The organism is Streptomyces sp. NPDC013157 (genome assembly GCF_042899865.1).
Classification (GTDB): Bacteria; Actinomycetota; Actinomycetes; order Streptomycetales; family Streptomycetaceae; genus Streptomyces.
This window is the reverse complement of sequence record NZ_JBIBAK010000016.1, coordinates 233,581-252,712: the sequence shown is the minus strand read 5'-3', so window position 1 is coordinate 252,712 and position 19,132 is coordinate 233,581. Positions and strand designations below refer to the sequence as shown.

General features: G+C 68.9%; 14 protein-coding genes and 1 pseudogene. 7 read left to right on the top strand and 8 right to left on the bottom strand.

Translation table 11 applies throughout. From position 1 onward, the window contains the following. Positions 1–77 precede the first annotated feature (77 nt). The 4 genes from ACFY6U_RS38365 to ACFY6U_RS38350 all read right to left on the bottom strand — a co-directional run bounded on the left by ACFY6U_RS38365 (position 78) and on the right by ACFY6U_RS38350 (position 4,703). Positions 78–950, bottom strand: a complete 873-nt coding sequence (locus ACFY6U_RS38365) for a LysR family transcriptional regulator (protein ID WP_390045838.1) — start codon at positions 948–950, stop codon at positions 78–80. Between the two features lie 446 nt (positions 951–1,396). Next, positions 1,397–2,551, bottom strand: coding sequence for a D-alanine--D-alanine ligase family protein (locus ACFY6U_RS38360; RefSeq protein WP_390045836.1), 1,155 nt, complete (start codon positions 2,549–2,551; stop codon positions 1,397–1,399). A gap of 89 nt (positions 2,552–2,640) precedes the next feature. Continuing rightward, positions 2,641–3,423, bottom strand: coding sequence for a M15 family metallopeptidase (locus ACFY6U_RS38355; RefSeq protein ID WP_390045834.1), 783 nt, complete (start codon positions 3,421–3,423; stop codon positions 2,641–2,643). A gap of 32 nt (positions 3,424–3,455) precedes the next feature. Next, on the bottom strand, positions 3,456–4,703 hold the full coding sequence (locus ACFY6U_RS38350; protein ID WP_390045832.1) for an MFS transporter: 1,248 nt from the start codon (positions 4,701–4,703) through the stop codon (positions 3,456–3,458). A 574-nt stretch (positions 4,704–5,277) separates the two neighbouring features. Between ACFY6U_RS38350 and ACFY6U_RS38345 the strand changes: the two genes are divergently transcribed. Then, a complete protein-coding gene (locus ACFY6U_RS38345) occupies positions 5,278–6,027 on the top strand; it encodes a hypothetical protein (protein ID WP_390045830.1) in 750 nt (249 codons plus the stop codon). Positions 6,028–6,416: 389 nt separating this feature from the next. Here ACFY6U_RS38345 and ACFY6U_RS38340 read toward each other — a convergent pair whose 3' ends face one another. Beyond that, positions 6,417–7,820 carry a ricin-type beta-trefoil lectin domain protein gene (locus ACFY6U_RS38340; protein ID WP_390045828.1) on the bottom strand — a complete coding sequence of 468 codons (1,404 nt, stop codon included), beginning with the start codon at positions 7,818–7,820 and terminating at the stop codon, positions 6,417–6,419. Between the two features lie 142 nt (positions 7,821–7,962). Beyond that, positions 7,963–8,652 carry a M1 family aminopeptidase gene (locus ACFY6U_RS38335; RefSeq protein ID WP_390045826.1) on the bottom strand — a complete coding sequence of 230 codons (690 nt, stop codon included), beginning with the start codon at positions 8,650–8,652 and terminating at the stop codon, positions 7,963–7,965. Positions 8,653–9,078: 426 nt separating this feature from the next. Here ACFY6U_RS38335 and ACFY6U_RS38330 point away from each other — a divergent pair, with 426 nt between their 5' ends. Together ACFY6U_RS38330 and ACFY6U_RS38325 are read left to right on the top strand one after the other, a co-directional pair. Further along, positions 9,079–9,924: an alpha/beta fold hydrolase gene (locus tag ACFY6U_RS38330; protein ID WP_390045824.1), complete on the top strand. Its 846-nt coding sequence runs from the start codon at positions 9,079–9,081 to the stop codon at positions 9,922–9,924. A gap of 660 nt (positions 9,925–10,584) precedes the next feature. Next, a pseudogene (locus ACFY6U_RS38325) lies at positions 10,585–10,797 on the top strand (site-specific integrase); the annotation flags it as partial. A gap of 245 nt (positions 10,798–11,042) precedes the next feature. Here ACFY6U_RS38325 and ACFY6U_RS38320 read toward each other — a convergent pair. Continuing rightward, the gene (locus ACFY6U_RS38320; RefSeq protein WP_390045822.1) at positions 11,043–13,175 is read right to left on the bottom strand and encodes a PQQ-binding-like beta-propeller repeat protein; all 2,133 of its coding nucleotides are present in this window, start codon (positions 13,173–13,175) and stop codon (positions 11,043–11,045) included. Positions 13,176–13,618: 443 nt separating this feature from the next. Between ACFY6U_RS38320 and ACFY6U_RS38315 the strand changes: the two genes are divergently transcribed. From ACFY6U_RS38315 to ACFY6U_RS38305, 3 genes are all read left to right on the top strand, one after another. Beyond that, positions 13,619–13,876 carry a hypothetical protein gene (locus ACFY6U_RS38315; RefSeq protein ID WP_390045820.1) on the top strand — a complete coding sequence of 86 codons (258 nt, stop codon included), beginning with the start codon at positions 13,619–13,621 and terminating at the stop codon, positions 13,874–13,876. 35 nt (positions 13,877–13,911) lie between these two features. Continuing rightward, positions 13,912–14,205 (top strand): hypothetical protein, encoded by a 294-nt coding sequence (locus tag ACFY6U_RS38310; RefSeq protein WP_390045818.1) that lies wholly within the window; start codon positions 13,912–13,914, stop codon positions 14,203–14,205. Positions 14,206–14,688: 483 nt separating this feature from the next. Beyond that, the gene (locus tag ACFY6U_RS38305; protein WP_390045816.1) at positions 14,689–16,650 is read left to right on the top strand and encodes a protein kinase; all 1,962 of its coding nucleotides are present in this window, start codon (positions 14,689–14,691) and stop codon (positions 16,648–16,650) included. A gap of 563 nt (positions 16,651–17,213) precedes the next feature. Here ACFY6U_RS38305 and ACFY6U_RS38300 read toward each other — a convergent pair. Next, the gene (locus tag ACFY6U_RS38300; RefSeq protein ID WP_390045814.1) at positions 17,214–18,017 is read right to left on the bottom strand and encodes an SDR family NAD(P)-dependent oxidoreductase; all 804 of its coding nucleotides are present in this window, start codon (positions 18,015–18,017) and stop codon (positions 17,214–17,216) included. Between the two features lie 139 nt (positions 18,018–18,156). Here ACFY6U_RS38300 and ACFY6U_RS38295 point away from each other — a divergent pair, with 139 nt between their 5' ends. Continuing rightward, complete coding sequence (locus ACFY6U_RS38295; protein ID WP_390045812.1) at positions 18,157–19,065, top strand: LysR family transcriptional regulator; 909 nt, start codon at positions 18,157–18,159, stop codon at positions 19,063–19,065. Positions 19,066–19,132: the final 67 nt, after the last annotated feature.

The following is a 19,132-nucleotide window of genomic DNA, read 5'->3' as shown; positions in this document are numbered from 1 at the left end:
TGCCGATTACCCGAACCGTCATGCCGTTCGGACATGGCGACAGGACAGCGCGGTTCTGCTCGCCTATGCGCGCGCCTCTATGCCGAACCGAGCGCCGCGATCACGATCTTGGCGAACTGATCGATGGACGGCATCTTCCGGTTCTTGGCGTACGCCAGCGCCACCATGCGCGGGGCAACCCCTGTGAGCTGGACGTAACGAATGTCGGGGCGACGGTAGAAATCGGCGAGGCCGGCCGGGACGACGATGAACCCGGTGCCGGAGGCGACGGCTTCCAGGCTCTCCTCGATCGAGGTGGGCCGTTCGGCCTCCGGCCGGTTACGCGCCGCTGCCGTATCGAATTCGCTGCCGCGCCACTCCGGTACGTCAGCGGAGTCCTGCAGCAAGGGGTACGGCGTCAGCTCCGTGATGTGGACGGTCCGCGCCTGTGCCAGCGGATGTTCGTCGGAGAGAGCGGCAACCCGCGGCTCGGGGAACAGCGGGACGATCTCGAAGGTATCGACCGGCAGCGGCAGCCGGACGAAGCAGACGTCGACACGACCGTCGAGCAGGTAGTCGACCTGGTCGGTGGGCGTCGTGTGCAGCACCTGCACATTCACCTCCGGCGCCAGCGCCCGGAACTGCCTGACGATCGGCGTGACTATGACACCTGGCATGAAGCCGATGGTGAAGTGGTGCCCCTCGCGGCTGGCGAGCCGGACTCGCCGCTGCAGGGCCAGCGATGCCGCGAGCAACGGCCGGGCGTCCTCCAGCAGCTGACCGCCGGCCCGAGTGAGCGCCGTGCCCAGCGGGCCTCGCTGGAGCAGCGACGCTCCGAGATCGTCCTCAAGGGCGCGGATCTGTCGGCTCAGTGCGGGCTGCGTCATCTTCAGCCGTTCGGCACCACGCACAAAACTGAGCTCTTCGGCAACCGTCACGAAATAGCGGAGACGCCGGAGGTCGATATCCATGACGCCATGTTAGTCACGCCGATTTTCCTGTCGAACCGCGATACGAAATAGCACCTTGGGCTTTGACGATGCCCAACCGGCATGACTTCTGCGCGAATCGGCATTGGCGCCACCGGGCATCCATGGCCATGATTGACTGGACGCGCGCCGACGGTGCCGACCTGCGGGCCAGCAGTTTCCCCTCCGGCTTCCGACGGCGTTGAACCGCGACAAGAGGCCGACCATCGGCGTTCCATTTTCGAGGATGGGACACGGCCTGCTCCGGCGATATTCCGGCGTGGAATAATTCCACTCCGTCTCGGCGCGACCATCGGCAGACCCTCGATTCCCCGGTCCGGCACTCGCGCCGGGAGCACAGGACGCGGCCTCATTCCACGGCCGGGCGGGGTTCGTGGGGACGCGGTGCAGAGCCGAGGTGTTCCCGGGACGGAGCGGTCCGGCTCGGATCACCTGAGCCCGGTGGTCCGTCGCAGCGCCGACTGAAGCAGGCGGTCCACCAGGTCCCCGTACCCGATGCCACTGGCCTGCCACATCTGCGGGTACATCGAGACGGGGGTGAAGCCGGGCATGGTGTTGATCTCGTTGATCACGAATCGTCCCTCCTCGGTGAGGAAGAAGTCCGCACGGACCAGCCCCTCGCAAGAAGCCGCCTCGAACGCCTTGAGGGCCAGTCGGCGCACCTCACTGGTCTGGCTGTCGGTCAGCGCCGCGGGGACCACTCCGGGGGTGGATTCGAGGTACTTCGCCTCGAAGTCGTAGTAGGTGCGTGCATCGGGCGCGGGGATCTCGGCCGGCACGCTGGCCCGCGGTCCCTCGGGGAACTCGAGCACGCCGCACTCGATCTCGCGGCCCTGCACCAGGGCCTCCACGACGATCTTCGCGTCATGCCGGTGCGCCTCCGCGATCGCATCCTCAAGGCCGGGCGGCCCTTCCACCCTGGTGATACCGATCGAGGAGCCGGCGCGCGCCGGTTTCACGAACAGCGGCCAGCCGTACACGTCGGCGAAGCGGCCGATTCTCGCGCGGGCACCCGCCGCGTCGGACTGCCACTCCCGGGGCCTGATCACCAGGTACGGCCCGACCGACAGGCCGAACGAGCTGAACACCCTCTTCATGTACTCCTTGTCCTGGCCGACCGCCGAGGCGAGAACGCCCGCTCCGACGTAGGGGATTCCCGACAGCTCCAGCAGACCTTGCACAGTGCCGTCCTCGCCGTACGGTCCGTGCAGTACGGGAAAGACCACGTCCACTTCGCCGAGGACCTTGGGCTCCGTGCCGCGTTCGCTGCGGACGACAGTCCGGTCGGTCGGGTCGACGGAGACGATGAGGTGGCCCCGGTCCGAATCCGTGAGCTGCTCGACCGTGGGCTGCCGCCGGTCGACCATCGCCATGCGCTCGGGATCGTCCGCCGTCAGGACCCAGCGCCCGTCCTGGGTGATGCCGACCGGCAGGACGTCGTACTTCGCCCGGTCGATGGCTCGCAGCACGGCCCCCGCGGTCACGACGGAAATGCCGTGCTCCGAGCTCCGGCCACCGAAGAGGAGCACCACCAGCGGCCTGCGGCCCGATCCGGGCTGAGGGGAGGTGGGTTGTTCGGTCATGGTTTCTGCTTCCTTCGCTGTGCGGCGCCGGCCTTCCGACCGGAAGGCCGGCGCCGCACACTGGTGGACCGAAGTCCTCGGTTGTCCGGTCAGCCGGTCAGCGAGGACCTGGAGACGGGGAAGTCGAAATAGGTGGACGGGTAGGGCTCGGCGGCGAAGGTGAAGTGCCACCATTCCTCGGCGAGATTCACGAATCCGAGAGACTCGAGCTCGTTCTTGAGCAGCAGTCTGTTGCTGTGCTGGACTCCCACGATGCGCGGGTCGAGCGTGTGCGCGAGCGTGTCGAAGCAGTCGTACCCGGTGCCCATGTCGATCGAGTTGTCCGGGAACCTCTCCGCCGCCGGCGCGTAGCACGGCTCAAGCTTTTCCCCGGGAACGTAGGGACGCGTCGGGTGGACCGGCAGCTTCACGAGCGTGAGGTCGATCGTGCTGCCACGGCTGTGCCCCGACTTCGCCGCGATGTACCCGTCAGTGAAGAGGTCGGCCTTGTCCACCTGCGGGTAGAACTCGTCCTTCATCTTCAGGTCGGTCAGGTCCTGGGCCCAGTCGACGAACTGGTCCACCGCGCGCTGCGGCCGGTAGCAGTCGTACACCTTCAGGGTGTAGCCCTGCGTCAGGAAGTAGCGCTCGGCCTTCGCCAGGGCCTGTGCCGTCGGGGCGGTGACGATGCACAGCGGTTCGACATAACCGTTTATCGGCGTGCCGATGAAATTGTGGGGCGTGGCGTAGCGAATTTCCTGCAGAATCGCGGGGGCCACGTCGTGGAGCGCCACGAAATCGGCGGGCGCCTTGCTTTCCGTGTCGGCGGCCTGCGCGGTGACCGAGGCGCTCGTCACCGCGACAAGGACAGCCGCCAGAAACGCCAGCAGCATGGGGACGCGCGTGCGCGCATTGTCGATTATCACTATGCCGTACCTCTGCTAGATATATGGGCGGAGATTTTCCCCAGACCCGCGAACGGTGTCAGCGAGAGCGCCATGACGAAAATACCGAAGAACAAGGTGCAGCGCAGGAGACCGTATTCGCCGACGAGTAAACCCGTGACCAGTACCGGAACGCACATCGACGTATAAGTGATGGTGTAGATGGCGGCCATCAGGCCCGCCCGTTCCGTCGCGGCGACGTTCGCCGTCACCAGACGGACGCCGCCCTGGAACGCGGGGCCGAATCCCGCACCGGCCACCGAGGTCCCCACGTACAGGGCCGTGGAGGAGTCGCCGTGCGCGGCCAGCAGCGTGACGGCGACTCCCGTCGTCAGAAGCAGAGAGCCGAACAACGCCGTTCGGCCTGCGTCCGCATGCCGGGTCAGCAGCACGGCGGGGACCGCACTGCCGGTCAGCAGGGACACGATCAGGCCGTCGGCGGTCGACGATGCCGATCCTGTGATGCCCTGGACCAGATCGGGCCCGAGGGACAGATAGAAACCGCCCAGAGCCCAGACAGCCACGAACACGGGGGCGGTGACGAGGAGGGCTCGGCGACTCGACCGGGGAGCGCGGATCCGTGGTCGCAGTGAAAGCCAGGCTCCCGGCCTCGGCGACCTCGACTCCGGAAGGAAGGCCAGACCGATCGTCTGCACGGCCAGCGCGCTGAACAGCAGCGTGTACACGCTCCCGAGGTGAGCCGGGATCAGGTCCATGAGCAGGCTCGTGCCGATCGTCCCCAACGCCATGCCGATGAGCGGAGCGATGCTGACGAACAGCGGGCCCCACCGCCTGGTCACGTCGAGCAGGGCAGCACCCAGTGCACTCGTCGCGGCACCTGTGGCCAGCCCCTGGAGCGTCCGGGCGAGGATCAGCGAGGTGACACCGCCGGCCTGCAGGAAAAGCAGCATGGCCAGTGCTTCGAGGACGAGAGCGGCGCCGATGACCGGACGTCGGCCGACATGGTCGGAGAGCGCGCCGACGGTCAGGAGCGCAACCAGGACGCTCAGGCAGTACACGCCGTAGACCACGGTGACCGTACCGGAGGAGAGGTGCCAACTCTCCTGGTAGACGCGGTAGAGCGGAGTGGGCGCACTGGAGGCGACGAGGAACGTGGTGAGGACGATGGATAAGAAGACAGCCGACCTCCGGCGGACAACCGCGCCGTCGGCCCACCCGCTGGGCGGCCTGGCCCTTGCCTCGGACTTGGCATGAAGCTCTTCGAGCATCGTTGTTCGGCTCTCTGTACGGGAAGGGCGGAGTGGGACACGCGAGCGGCACCCGCAGGGCGCACGTCACTTGGCCTGTCGGCGCGTTCCGGAGTCATCGCCCCGGAGTCGTCGCCCCCGCGACGCGCCACGGTCGCCTGCGGAGCGCGGTACACACCGGCGGAGTCGTGCTCTCCATGACTCCGACGCCGCAGGCGACTCGACGGGCACCAGGGCGGCCTCCCGCCGAGGGGACCGGGGGAGGCCGACGGGGACCACCGTAGGGCTCCGGGTGACGTGCTCACGGCTGCCGTGGCGCATCGGGTACCAACGGGACCTCGGCAGGGCCCGAACGGACACTTCCGCGCGGGAGGCGCGGCGGATGGCGCGTCGGCGAGCTGGTGACATGCCGATCCGGCATCGGAACGGCCCTCGTCGGTATGGGCGGTATCGGCTGGTCCTGACCGAGAATCGGTCGGCGGGTCAGGTCTGCCTCTGTCGCCCGGCGACCCGCCGACGTCCGAGAGAGCCGGCCTTCGCCAACGCCTCCAGGCCCAGGTCCGGGCGCCACAACCCCGGAGGACGAACACCGAACATGACTGACCTCAGCATCGCCCAAGGTCCCGTCGGTCTCGTGGAAGAGGAGGACGTCACATATCCGGTGAGCATCGTGCTCACACTTCAGCGCGAGCAGACGGCGTCACTGCTCCGCGCCATGCGCAGTCAGCGGGTGCTGCCCGCCCAGACGCACACCTGGGGCTCCGAGCGGGCTTACGGCGCCCTGCTGCAGGAGGCCGCACCTCGCCTCACCGTCCTGGACGTACCGGGTTCGCAGTGGAGCGACGGCCTGGAGCAACGCGTGCGCGCGCTCAGCAACATCTCGTCCGTGGTCGTACTCATACCGGACCACACGGACTCCGTACGGCTTCTGCTGGCGGGTGCCGCCAATGTCCTCCCCCGCGACTCGCCACCCAGGGAACTCGCCAGCAGAATCACCGCGGAGCGGCGATGGCTGGACATGCAACGCCCACCGCGGCGGCGGGCCGCTGACTCACCACCGTTTCGCGCTGTCCGCGCCCAGCAACACTCCCAGCAGGTGCTGTTCGACATCCTCTGTTCCGCCTCGCGGCCCTGGTGCTGCCACGATCTGTGCCTACTGCTCGGCACAGCCGGAGAACCGATGAGCCGCCGAGCGCTGCAGGGCAGAATCGTACGGCTCAACGAGCGGCTCGCGCGTGACGGGCTGTCGGTCGACTGCACGACCCAGTGGGGGCGCACGACATTCCTGGGCCTCGTCGAGGAGTCCGGGGAAAAACCTGGGCCGGCGGCGTGCGGCAGGCACTGAAGGGACGGCTGAACGGCTCGTCCGGCCCGCGGCTTGTGGAGCCCGGGGCCCTGCTCAAGGCCATCGCCACGTGTGGCTGTGCGCCCAGGAGACAAACAGACCAACGGAGAGATGAACCAGTGAATGAGCGAGCAGCGACATCCGGCGAAGGGTCGGAACCGGAGGAGTCGGAGGAAGCGGTGCGCGCCGCGCTTCTGGACGCTTGGACGGCAGGGGGTGGGGCAGGGGCCGGACGTGAGGCGGGTGCCTCGTCGCGTTCGGTGCCATGGGGCGTCGCCCTGCCTGGTCCAAGCGAGGCCTGCCCCCATCGGAGACTTCGGGGCATCCCCCCGCAGGGCGGCTTACCGGGTGGTTGAGCACGTCTTGGGCAAGCCGCCCCCGTTCAAGGATCAGGTGGGGAGGTTCCACCGCTGATTGACGGCGCTGGTGCAGGCAGAGATCTGGAGCTGGGTGAGAGCGGTGGTGTAGTCGGCGGTGCCGTCGAGGCACTTGCCGGACTGCGGGTTGTAGATCGTGCCGTCGGCACGCGCCTGCCAGTTCTGGCCGCCGGAGCCGTCGCAGTCGTACAGCTCCACGAGGGTGCCGTCGGCTGTGCCCCCGCCCTTGACGGCCATGCACTTGCTCTCGGCCATGATCGTGCCGTTGAGTTGCAGCGTCCACTGCTGCGAGTTCGTGTCGTTGCACCAGTACAGCTGGACCGGGTTGCCGTTCGCGGTGTTACCCAGGCGGTTGTCCACACACATCCCGGCGGAGTTGCTGATGGGGCCCGTCGGGTTCTTCTCGTTGGTCAACGAGAACCCGCTGTTGGGCGTCAGCACCGCGTAGGACAGATCCGAGCAGCCGAGATCGGACGACTTCACAGTGGTCGCCACGCTCGAGTTGGCCTCCGTGGCGGCCGTCCAGCCACCGCCGTAGGAGGTCTGGTACTTGAGTCCCGTGGTCTGGAACACCGCGCCCTTGGTCTCCGCACAGTACTGGCCCTCGCCGGTCGCCGGGTCGTAGTGCGTGTAGACCTCCATCATGTCCCAGCCGCCGCCGGTATTGCTCAGCTTGCTGGTGTCCGCGCTCTTGAAGAAGGTCTCCCATTCGTGCGTGTCGTAGTTGTAGAGGTACGAGGTCCACTCGTTGGCCGTCGCATTGGTCTGAACGACCTGGACCGAGTACGACGGCCGGCCGTTCACCTTCTTGGTATAGGTGTCCAGGAAGGCGGAGTTGACCACCATGTACTTCCCCCAGCCCGGGCTCGCCGCACACCAGTCCCACGCACCGACCCAGACCGTGCCCCCGGAGTAGATCGTGGTCATCTCGATGCAGGTGGCATTACTCGGGTCCAGGGTCGGCGCATAGACGGTGTCGTCGCCGGTGACCGGGGTCGAGAGATTCACGCTGTGGGTGGCCTGCGCGCCGTGCATGGTCCCGCCGGTGGGAAAGACACCCCAGTAGGCGTGGTACTTCCCGGTCCAGGAGGACAAGGCGCTGGTGGTGGATTCCGTGACGGACGGCGCGTCCTTGGCGACGTCGCCCGGGCTGACGTGCCCGGAGGCGTTGAGCTCGTAGAACCGCCGGGAGACATCGGCGGGCAGTTTCTTCCGCGCCGCCGCCCCCGTGGTGCCGGGGACCACGCGCTCGCTGTGTCGGGCACCGGGTGCGGGTGAGCCGGAGTCCGTCTGGGCGGAGGCCGCCGCCCCGGAAGGCCCGGCGGGGGGCGCCGCTTCGGAAGCAGGTGTCCCGGTGGTCAGCGCCAGCACGGCGACGACCCCCACCAGGGCAGAGCTCAGCTTGTGTATGCGCACTACTTGTCCTATCCGGATGTACTCATGGCGGTGCCCGCGTTCGGGCTGTGGTGGCACGACCGTTGTGTCCGGCGCGGTCCGGGCGGCCTCCGAGGCCGACGCACCGTCGTCGTGACGTGGGAAGACACGGGCCGTCGGTGGCTCAGCGCTCGTGCATGCCGTTCGTGGCCTCGATCTGCGTCCATGAGCTGGGCCGGACGGGAAGAGAAGACCGGCCGGTCATGGTGGGCACCGAAGGCTTGGCCGGCTCGAAGAGCCAGGTGTCGAACAGCGCGCCCAGCTTCTTGCCGGACACCTCCTCGGTGTACCGCCGGAAGTCCGCGACCGAGGCGTTGCCGTAGGCGTGCTTCCGCGGCCACCCCTTCAGCACGGCGAAGAACGCCTTGTCTCCTGTCTCGTCGCGCAGTGCCTGGATCGCCAGTGCGCCGCGGTCGTAGACGGCGATGTCGAACTGGTTCTCGGGCCCCGGGTCACCGGGCGCCACGGTCCAGGGAGTGATCACCGACTCGTGCTCGCCGACGGTCGCGAACGCCGCTTCGACGCCGTTGACCCGCACCTCGCTCACGTCGAGCAGGAAGTCCAGGTCGAACCGGGAGAGGTCCTGGGTGGTGCGGGCCCGCAGGGTGGCCGTGCCCTCCAGCTCGTCGGTGGCGGGCTGGTACTTCAGCCGCAGGTCGTAGTGGGAGACGTCGTATCCGCCGTTGCCGTAGGCGGGGTGGTACGGGTCGCCGATGCCCTCGGCGCCGGGCGTGCAGGTCGCCGCGAATGCCGGGACGGCCAGCAGGAGGGAGGCGGTGCCGAGCGCGCCCGAAGCGATGACTCTGTAGTGCACTGAAGCTCCAAGTCCTGGACGAAAGGCAGGGGTTCGCACCCTGCGAGTTCAGATTTCGGCATGCTGGCGACGTCACCGCCTTCACATGGTCGTCGTCCGGTCGCGGCGATGACGGCCGCCCGCCGGCGACGGTGCCCGTTCGTACCCGTCGCAGTGCCCACACCACTGCATTGCCGACGGCTCGCGCCGCTTCAAGCATCAGAAATTCGGCGCTGGAAATATCGGAGAACAGCGGGAGACTCCACTGGCTCATGCCGGATCGACATGGAAAGAAGCAGGATTGGCATTAGCCTTCCGCCGATGCGGCCGCCATAGTCGATTCTGCGAAGCGCCGCAGGCCGCAACAAATACGGTTTTCCGTTCCCATGCGGACCGCGCCGCTTCCTCTGCCTTTTAGGCTCGACAACCCGAGAGGAACAACACCACATGAAGTCCACCGCTCGAATCAAAGCGCTGGCGGCTGCCGGGCTTGTGAGTGGCGCGGTCGTGGCCTCGCTGGCCGTGACGAACGCGAGCGCCGTCACGACCCAGGCGAACGACCACGCCGTCGCCTCGCAGACGGCGCACCGCGCGAAGCCGACGGTGGTCCTGGTCCACGGAGCGTTCGCCGATTCCTCCAGCTGGAACAGCGAGATCGGCTACCTGCGACGCCACGGCTACCCGGTCCTCGCGATCGACACCCCGCTGCGCGGCCTGGCCTTCGACAGCGCCTACGTCGAGGCACAGGTCAAGTCCATCAAGGGGCCCGTCGTGCTGGTCGGCCACTCCTACGCGGGAGAGGTCGTCAGCCAGGTCGCCGCAAAGACGTCGAAGGTCAAGGCCCTCGTGTACGTGGCGGCTCTCATCCCGAAGGTGGGAGACACCGCCGGCTCCCTCATCGGACAGTTCCCCGGTTCGCAGCTCGTTTCGGAGAACTTCCGCACCGTTCCGCTGCCCGGCGGTGACACCGACGTGTATCTCAAGGCCGACAAGTTCGGGACCGTCTACGGAAACGGGCTGTCGAAGTCGGACATCCAGGTCGCCTCGGTGACCCAGGAGCCGGTCGCCCTTTCGGCTTTCACCGACAAGGCCACGGTGAATCCGCCGGCGAAGACGCCGAAGTGGGCGGTCATCTCGACCGAGGACCACGCCGTGCCGACGGCCGCCCAGAAGTTCGAGGCCAAGCGAGCGGGCGCCCACATCAGCTACACCCGCTCGGGCCACGATGTTCCTTCGATCAGCCCGGGAGCGGTCGACCGTGCCATCGTCGCCGCCGCCGACTCCGTGCACTGATCGATCCCTGCAGCGGGGCGCGCGTCTGATCCACGCGGGGCTTCCGGCGGCCGTGGCACGGGCCTTCCGCGTCGTTGCAGGGCGCTCGTGACGACTTCGCTGCCGCGTAGACCGGTGAGGGGCTCGCAGCCGCAAGCCGCCGCGTGATCAACCACATCGGTGGCGAGCGCACGCCTTCGGCGACAGAAGGGCTCCCGCAAGTATCCGGCTTGCGGGAGCCCTTCGTCCTGCGCGTCCGCGAAACCCGAGAGGGAACCACCGGGAGGTGCCTCAAGATGCCGGACGCATTGTCGCCCACCGCGGGCCGGGCACTGCTCACTGGAGGACGAGACATCGGTCCTCAGCTTCAGCCAGGGCAGGCCGACAAGGCACCACAACCCTGATCCAGCCGAATTCAACGTTGAGATTTTTTGGTCAGCAAACGCAGCGAGGCGTTGTGCCGGTCTGGGAACGCTCCTCTTCGGCCCTCCCGAGCGTCAGCCCGGAACTCTTCGCGGAGATCGGTGCCCTGTACCAGGCACCGATGAACTCGGCCAGGCCGTCAGTTCCGAGAGGCCCGCCCCAGACGTCCAGTAGACGCCAAGGTGTGGCCCGTTCCGGCTACGGTCACTGCGGCAGGAGTGCGCCCTGGCTGCCCCGTCCTTGTGAACCGGGTGCGCGGTGGCCGGTCTGCCGGACGGCTTCCGCTTCTACGACCTTCGTCACACCGGCCACACCCTGTCGACCCGCTCCGGCGCGCCCCTCAAGGACACGATGGTTCGCACGGGCCAGTCGTCCGAGAAGGCCGCGCTGACCTGTCAGCACTCCGACGAGGAGAGGCAACGAGAGGTCGCCGCCGGCCTCGACGACCTGGTCCGCTCCGAGCGTGCGAAGCGCCACAACGACGACCCCGCGCACCACGAGACGCACCACACCGAGGAGGCCGCCGAGAGGTCATGGTGCGCCAGTGGTGCGCACCCACTTGGGGGCACTGCGCGGGGGCCGGACCGCTCCGCTGCGGTGGGACAGCTGCGGGTGCGGGATGGCCCCGACATATCGGCTTGCAGATGCACACCTCTATGAGGGCGTAGGCGGTCTGCGGGCTGATCCACACGGTGCGCGGCGATTGCCTCGGCCGGTCAGGTGGGCCTGTTCGGGCTCCGGGAGAAGGCCGTGTCGCCGGCCAGCGCCACGATCGCGTCCTTGACGAGCAGCACGCGCGGCGGGTAGTCCTGCGTTTTGTCCCCGGGGGCGTCCAGGGCGGAGGTGCGCCAGACCTCTGCTCCGGTGCGGCTGTCCAGTGCCAGCAGACGGCCGAAGCGGTTGGAGAAGTAGACCCGCTTGTACGTCGCTGACACCGCGGGCGCGGACAGACTCTCCATGTCCGTTGTCTTCTGCCAGAGTTGTCTGCCGCTGCGGGCCGACACCGCGGTGACCGTCCCGTCGGACCGGACGAAGTAGACGACGCCGTCCACGAGGGTGGCCGCGCCGGTCAGTGGATGTGCCAGCGGTATCCGTCTGACCTGTCCGGTGTCCGGGGCCACCTGCAGCAGCGCGTTGTACGGCCGTTCGTATCCGGCTTCGTACACGTCCTTCGCGGTCTGGGGGGCGCGGAACAGGGGTTGCCCGCCGACTGCGCCGAGCGCTTCCGCCTTCTTGGGCAGCGTGGCGTTTTCGGTCAGGCTCCCGGGGGCGAGCTTCATCAGCTCGACCGGGGCCTTGCCGGGCTCGGTGCCGGCTGAACACAGGGCGTAGGGGGCGCCTCCCAGCGCCGACGGAGTGCAGACCTCGTTCAGCGAGGGTGCCCGCCACAGTTCCTTTCCGGACGCCCCGTAGGCCACGAACGACGAGTAGTCGGGGGACAGGGTCAGCAGTCCCCCGTCGTACAGGACCGCGTCCTGGGACTTGTTGATGTCGCGTTGCCACCGCCGGTGCCCGGTAGCGGCGTCGAGGGCCACCACGCGCCTGGTCCTGTCGTCCGGATCCTCGTAGACGTAGACCAGCCCGTCGCGAACGCCGATCGGCTGCGCCCCCTGAGGGCGGGTGCCGGTCCGCCACAGCGTGCGGCCGGAGGCCGCGTCGATCCTGGCGGACGTGAAGCCCGTACCGCCACAGAACAGGGCGCTTCCCTCCGCCACGCATCCGGGGCTGTCGTAGTCGAGCGGGACACCCTTCACGTCGGACCGCAGCGCCGTGCGCCACGGCCGCCAGCCGTCGGGCAGTGACGCGGCACGGGCGGTGGCGGTGTCCGGGCCGGACACGAAGACAGCCACCCCGATCCCCAGCCCGGTGACGGCCAGCGCCGCGCCGAGGCCGGTGAGCAGCATGCGGGCTCGGCGTCGCTTGCCGGTGCTGGTGCTGGTGTCGGTCGCGGCGCCCGCGGAGGTGGTGGCCGTGCTCCGAGGAGTGGGGTGGCGCCGGGGGTTCGCGGACTGCCCGGTCTTCGCAGACGTGGTGGCGTCGGATTCCGGCAGCGTCTGGAGCATGCGGTGTATGTCCGTCAGTTCCGGCCGTGCGGCCGGGTCCTTGTCCAGGCAGCGCTCGACAATGCCCAGGAGCGTTTCGGGCACCCCTCCGAGGTCCGGGGTCCCGTGCACCACCTGATAGCCGGTTATGTACGGGCTGTCGGCATCGAACGGTCCCGTGCCGACGGCCGCGAACACCAGCAGTGACCCCAGCGAGAACACGTCCGAGGCCGGGGTGACCTCTCGGGGAGAGGCCAGTTGTTCCGGCGACATGAAGGGCGGAGTGCCGATCATGCGCCCGGTCGTGGTGAGGTTCTGGTTGCCCGAAGCGCGCGATATGCCGAAGTCGATGACGCGCGGCCCGTCCTCGGTCATCAGGACGTTCCCCGGTTTGAGGTCCCGGTGCACCAGGCCCACCCGGTGGATGTCGCGCAGCGCCTCGGTGAGCCCCAGCCCCAGCGCGCGCAGGTCCCGCCGGCTCAACGGGCCGTTCTTCTCCACGACTTCGGAAAGAGTGAACCCCGGCACGTAGAGCGTCGCCATCCACGGCCGTTCGGCGTCCGGGTCGGCGTCCACGACAGGCGCGGTGAAGGCTCCGCTCACTCTGCGCGCTGCCGCGATCTCCTGCCGGAAGCGCGTCCGGAACTCGTCCTCCTGGGCATACGGCCCGTGCACGAGCTTGACCGCGACCCGCCGTCCCGAGGCGGAGACGCCCAGATAGACGACTCCCATGCCGCCCGCCCCGAGCCGGCCGAGAAGGGTGTATCCGCCTATGGACTCCGGGTCCCCGGTGCTCAGGGGCGTCATCGCCGATCATCCTTCCCAGCGCCGGCCTGCCTCACGGGGATCAGAGTAGGGCCTGCCGCCCCGGAAACGGAGCCGCGCATATCACGGGCGGTCAGCAAGTGAATGAGAGATGGGCAGACTCGCCACCTGTCCCTCGGTACACGGGATTTCGGTGTCGAGTCCGGCGGGCGAAGCGAACGGCACATGCAGCAGCGCCACATCGGTTTGCCCGTGAGGCGCCGAAGTACAAGTGAGCTGCCGGCGGGCGAGCCCTCATGCCGGGGGCCTACCGGCCACTGGGCCGGCTGGCCTGCCCGTTCCCGCGCAGCCCGGCTGTCTGTCAGGCCTCGGGCATGTGTTTCGCCCATGACTCCTGACCTGTTCGGCCGGCTCACGCCGTTCTGTGAGGAAGCGCTGAGGCGCGGCATACGACCCCAGGGCATCGAACGGTGGACAGCCACCGCATGTCCGTCCGGGACACCGTCACGCGTGGGGAGGGGCCGGTCGTCGGCCGGTTCGGCGGTCCGTTGATGCTGCCCGCCGATGTCCCCGACCCCTGGTACCCCCTGCTCGCCACCCTCGACTGCGCAGCCCGGCCCGAGGAGGTGAGGGGCCTTCCGCTGCCGGCCGACGTCTCCCTGCCGTACACTTCCCGGCCTCGTCCTGGGAGCCCGGCCGGGAGGACGTTTCGCTCCCCGGGCATCCCCGAGCCGGGGAACTGACCGAGGCGTGGGGGGACACGTGCTGCGGCATCGTCGTGGACGGCCCGCTGCACATCGGCGGGTACGCCTTCCACGAGTGCACGGAGACGGATCCGGTCGCAGACGCCGCGCGGGAGGCGGAGCAGGCCCGACGGCACCGGACCGCGGGGGCACACGAGTTCGCCGATGCCGTGGAACTGCCCGCTCCCGGGGACTGGACGTTGCTCGCCCAGTGGGACATCGGTCTCACCGGGCGGGAAGGATCCACCCTGCACTGGGTGATCCCACGACAGGACCTGGCCGAGCGCCGCTTCGACCGCGTGCACGTTTCGTTCTTCTGGAACCCCTGAGCCGATTCGTCCCACCGGGAAGCGGACTGGCCGCGACCAAGCGCTGTCCGATCTGCTCGACAGCGCTGCCGCCGACGGCCGGTTGACCGTCGGGAGATTCAGCGTCGCCGAGGGCGAAGCCCCGCCGTATCACCTGTACACCCCAGAGGACGAGGTGTACTACTACGCCGGCCGCGCCACGTTCCTGGAGGCGGCCCTGGGCTTCGATTCGGGCGCGGACCCCAAGAGCAGATCCACGGCGGAGCGGGCTGTATGCGCGGGGTGGCCTTCGAGTGTTTCTAGCGCGACGCGCGGCTGTTCCGTATCTACGAGGGCGCCGGCCAGATCCAGCAGGTGTTCATCGCCCAGGCGCTGCCGGGCGACGCGGCACGCAGTTGACTCGAACGCCAACTCGCCTTTATCGAAACCATGTTGCGCTAGTCTCCACGCTGACCGACACCAGTCGCGCACGTCGCACATGTCACGCGAGAGACCGGGATTCCCATGTCTGTCCCTCACCACAGCCGGTCCAGCGCGCTCGCCTACGAGGCGGCCGGAATGGAGCCCCCGCCTCCGGTCCCGCTCAAGAAGACCGACCCCACTCGGGTCGGCCCGTATGCCCTGATGTCGGTGCTCGGCAGCGGAGGGATGGGCCGGGTCTATCTGGGCCAGGACACGACCGGCGGCTCGGGCCTGGCGGCGGTCAAGGTGATCCGGCCCGAATACGCGGAGGACCCCCAGTTCCGGAAGCGTTTCGAGCGGGAGGTCGGCGCGCTTGACCGCGTCCAGGGGGCGCACATCGTGCGGCTGCTGGGCAGCGGTTGCGACGAGGACCTGGTGTGGGTCGCCACCGAGTACGTCCCCGGGCCGACACTCGCCGAACTCGTCGACGCGCGGGGGCCGATGGACCCGCACGCCGCCTGGCGACTGCTGGCCGACCTGGGGCGTGCGGTCGAGGCCATCTGGCGTGCGGGGATCGTCCACCGTGACCTCAAGCCGTCCAATGTGATCCTGGCGTCCGACGGCGCCCGCGTCATCGACTTCGGAGTCGTCCAGGCCACCGACGGCACCTCGATCACCGTCACCGGCCAGAACGTGGGAACCCCCGCCTTCATGTCCCCGGAACAGGTCAGGGGCATGGAGGTGACCGCTGCCTCCGACATCTTCGCGCTGGCCTCCGCCCTCGCCTACGCCGTCACGGGGCAGGCGCCGTTCGGTGACGGCACCGGTGTCGACGTCCTGCACCGGGTCGCCTTCGAACCGCCGAAGGAGGAAGTCCTTGAGAAGGCGGCGGCCGTCGACGCGGAACTGGCCGCGTTCATCCGTACCTGCCTGGACAAGGAACCCGAATCGCGCCCTTCCCCGGAGACGGTGTTCCGGACCGCCATCGGGCACCAGTTCCCCGCGCCGGCCGAGCGGTCGGTACGGTCCACGCCGAAAGCACCCCTGCTCGATGGACGACCCACCGCCGCCCCCGCGCCACCCGCGGACCCTCCCGCCGGCTCCGCCGCCTCCGACCACCCTGTCACCCCCGCTCCCGGGAGGCGCAGGAAGCTGATCGTGGGCGCAGCCGCCACGGTGGGTGTCGCGGTCGCCGCGGCCGTCATCGTGGCTCTGTTGCCGCAGAGTCACTCCGCCGCGACGGCCGCCCCCGGGCCGGACACGTCGGCGACCGTGACGGACAACCCGGCATCCAAGCCCAGCAGTTCACAGAAGGCGCCGACGTCGTCCCCGTCGCAGGCGGACCCGGCGGTGAAACAGTCGCCGAGTGCGGCGGCAACGAAGGACCCCACCACGCAGGGTTCCGGGACACCGGACCTCCGCACCGCCGCGTGCTCCGCCGAGCTCGCGTCGGGAACCACCGGCGCCTGCGTCAAGGCCCTGCAACTCCTCCTCGACGGCCATGGCCTCTACGTCCCGGTCAGCGGGGACTTCGACGCCCCGACCGTCGCCGCGGTCAGGGCCTTCCAGACCGAGGCCGGCCTCGCCGTCGACGGCAAGGCCGGCGCGCAGACCAAGAAGCTCCTGTACGCCCTGCCCCGCGGAACCGTCCGGGCCGGCTCGGTCACGGTGACCGAGAGTGTCAACGCCGTCTCGCTCGCCCGGTGTCTCGACAATCGCGGCTCGGACGTCCAGGTGTGGGGGTGCAACGGCACGGACACCCAGAAGTGGGCCTTGTACCGTGTGGCCGGCCAGGGCTCTCAGTACCGCGTCGTCAATCGGGGCAGCCATCTCTGCCTGGACGCCGACGCCGGCACGACCGGCCAGAACGGCCAGGAGATACAGGCCACGAGCTGCGACGGGCTGAGTGCCCAGACGTGGCGGCTGGGCCACGGCGGAACGCTGGTCAGCGTCCCGGACGGCTTCTGTCTGGACGCGGAAGCCTCCACCTCCGGGCAGGACGGTCAGCGGGTCCAGGGCTTCGGATGCGCGGGCAGTACCAACCAGGTCTGGCACTGGTCCTGACGGCCCCGCTGAGGGGTGGACACGACGTCGCCCCTCCCCTCACAGTCGCGTCATGGCGCGGGCATGCCCGCCCGCGTGGGTGTGGCCTTCGTATGCCCAGGTTCGGCCGGTCTGCCGGTACCTCCACACCCCCTGACGGGACGCAAAAACCGGCGAGAAGGGCCGGGTGGTTACGCGGTCGACTTCACCGCGTGTGCCTTCAGGGCCCAGCAGCCGTTGCGATGGGCCCGCTCTGTCCGTTTTTCTGGCTTTCCGGTAACGGCGCGTCAACTCGCTTGTCACAGCGGTGTCTTGGTGCACCTCCGACGGCAACGGGCGGCCCGGCACCGGCCTCCTATGAAGCAACCGAGCCTGCCCAGCCGGAGCGAGCGGCCGATACGTCAAGATGATGCCCGCCCTCGCCCTCATCGCCGCTGCTGCCGGCCTCTCGCTGACCGCGTCCAGCGGCAACGCTCCGGACGTCTACGTCGACCCGGTCGGCTACCACGTCGGCTCCGGCAAGTAAGCGCAGCAGACACGCCGTTGCCCATATGACCGCCCACCGCTGACACCCGCGCTGCCGCTCAACCGAACGCAGCCAGGGAGACCGGCTGCCACTGGCGCCAGGTGCTCAGACGCTCCTCGTAGAGAGTGGCGACATCGGTGAAGGACTTGCCGAGGAAGATCCTCAGCGGGGGCCGCTCCGCATCGGCGATCCGAAGGATCGCGTCGCGGGTCGCGCGCGGGTCGCCCACCTCGAAATCCTGCGCGGTGGCCGCGTGGACTTCGGTGTAGTCCGGGTGCCGCTCACTGTGCCGCGCCCCTCTAGCCAGCCAGTCGGTGGCATAGGGGCCGGGCTCGACGTTGGTGATGTGGATGCCGAAGGCCGCCACTTCCTGCGCCAGGGACTCCGACACCCCCTCAAGAGCCCATTTGGAGGCGTGGTACGCACCGATGCCGGGAAATGCACGTACGCCTCCCTCGCTGGTCACTTGCAGGATCCTTCCCGAGCGTTGCGACCGCATGACGGGCAGCACGGCCTGCGTGACCCACATCGCGCCGAAGAAATTGGTCTCCATCTGAGCCCGGAGGTCGTCCTCGTCCAACTCCTCGACCATGCCGAAATGCCCGTAGCCGGCGTTGTTGACCGCGATATCCAGCGAACCGAAATGCGAGTGGGCGAGCCGCACCGCCTCGTGCACCGCGGTGCGGTCGGTGACGTCGAGCCGGACCGGCAGTACCGCGCCCCCGTACCGCTCGACCAGAGGGGTCAGCAGGCTGACGTCCCGAGCCGTCGCCGCGACGTGATCGCCGCGTTCGAGCGCCGCTTCTGCCCACTCGCGGCCGAACCCCCTCGAGGTGCCCGTGATGAACCACGTCTTCGCCATGGCTGGTGCTCCCCTTGCGTGAATGGCTGTGCGTGAATTGCTTGCTGTTGCTCCTCCAGCGTGCTGCTGATCCAGGTATTCCACCAGCGAAGGTCTTACATAAGAGACATGCAGTTTTGGAATGTGTCAGGATGACGGCATGGCGGACTTCACCCTGACCGGTCTGCGCGTCGTCCAGGCAGTGGTCGACACCGGATCGTTCACCGCCGCGGCCGACGCACTCGGATACACGCAGTCGGCGGTGTCCCGTCAGGTGGCGGCGATGGAAGCCGCCGCGGGCGTACCGCTGTTCGTCCGGGGCGCCCGCGGGGTGGCCCCCTCTCCCGCGGGCATGATGCTCGCCCGCCGAGCCGCCACGGCCCTCAACGAGATCGACGCCGTCAGCACAGACCTCGCCGGACTGCAGGACCACGTCACCGGACGAGTCGCCATCGCGGCGTTCCCCTCGGCCGCCGCCGTGCTCGTCCCCAGGACACTGGCCCGCCTTGGAAACGACCACCCGGGTCTGATCGTCGAGTTCGGCGAGGCGTCCTCGCCCACGCAGCTTCGCCAGCTCCGCGCTCACCGCATCGACGTCGCGGTGATCGGCGTGGGACCGGACCTGCCCGCCTACGATTTCGAGGGACTGCGCCGCGACCTGCTCCTCGACGGCGGCCTTCTGCTGGCCGTCCCTGCCGACCACCGGTTCGCCGGCCGCGGAACCATCCCGGTGACCGAGCTGAGGGACGAACCCTGGATCGTCGGCAAGGGCCTCCGTGACGACCCCCAGTTCGGCGCCTGGCCGACCCTTGACCACCCGCGGATCGCCTACGCCGCCCGCGAATGGCCCACTCGCCTCGGCCTTGTCGCCACCGGTCTCGGCATCGCCGTACTCCCCGAAGTGGCCGCGGCCGCGGTCCCCGTCGGAGTCCGCGTCGTCCAGGTCGACGACCCCGCCTGGCTCGGCCGAGCCGTCGTCGCCGTCACGGTCCGCGACCGCTCCCCCGAGGTGACGGCCACCGTGGGGGCACTGCGCCACGAGGCCGCACAGCTTCGTGCGGCGCCATGACGCTCACTCCTGGTGAGCGTGAACGGGCTTGTGCAGCGGGCATACCCCTGTGTGAGAACGGGCCGCC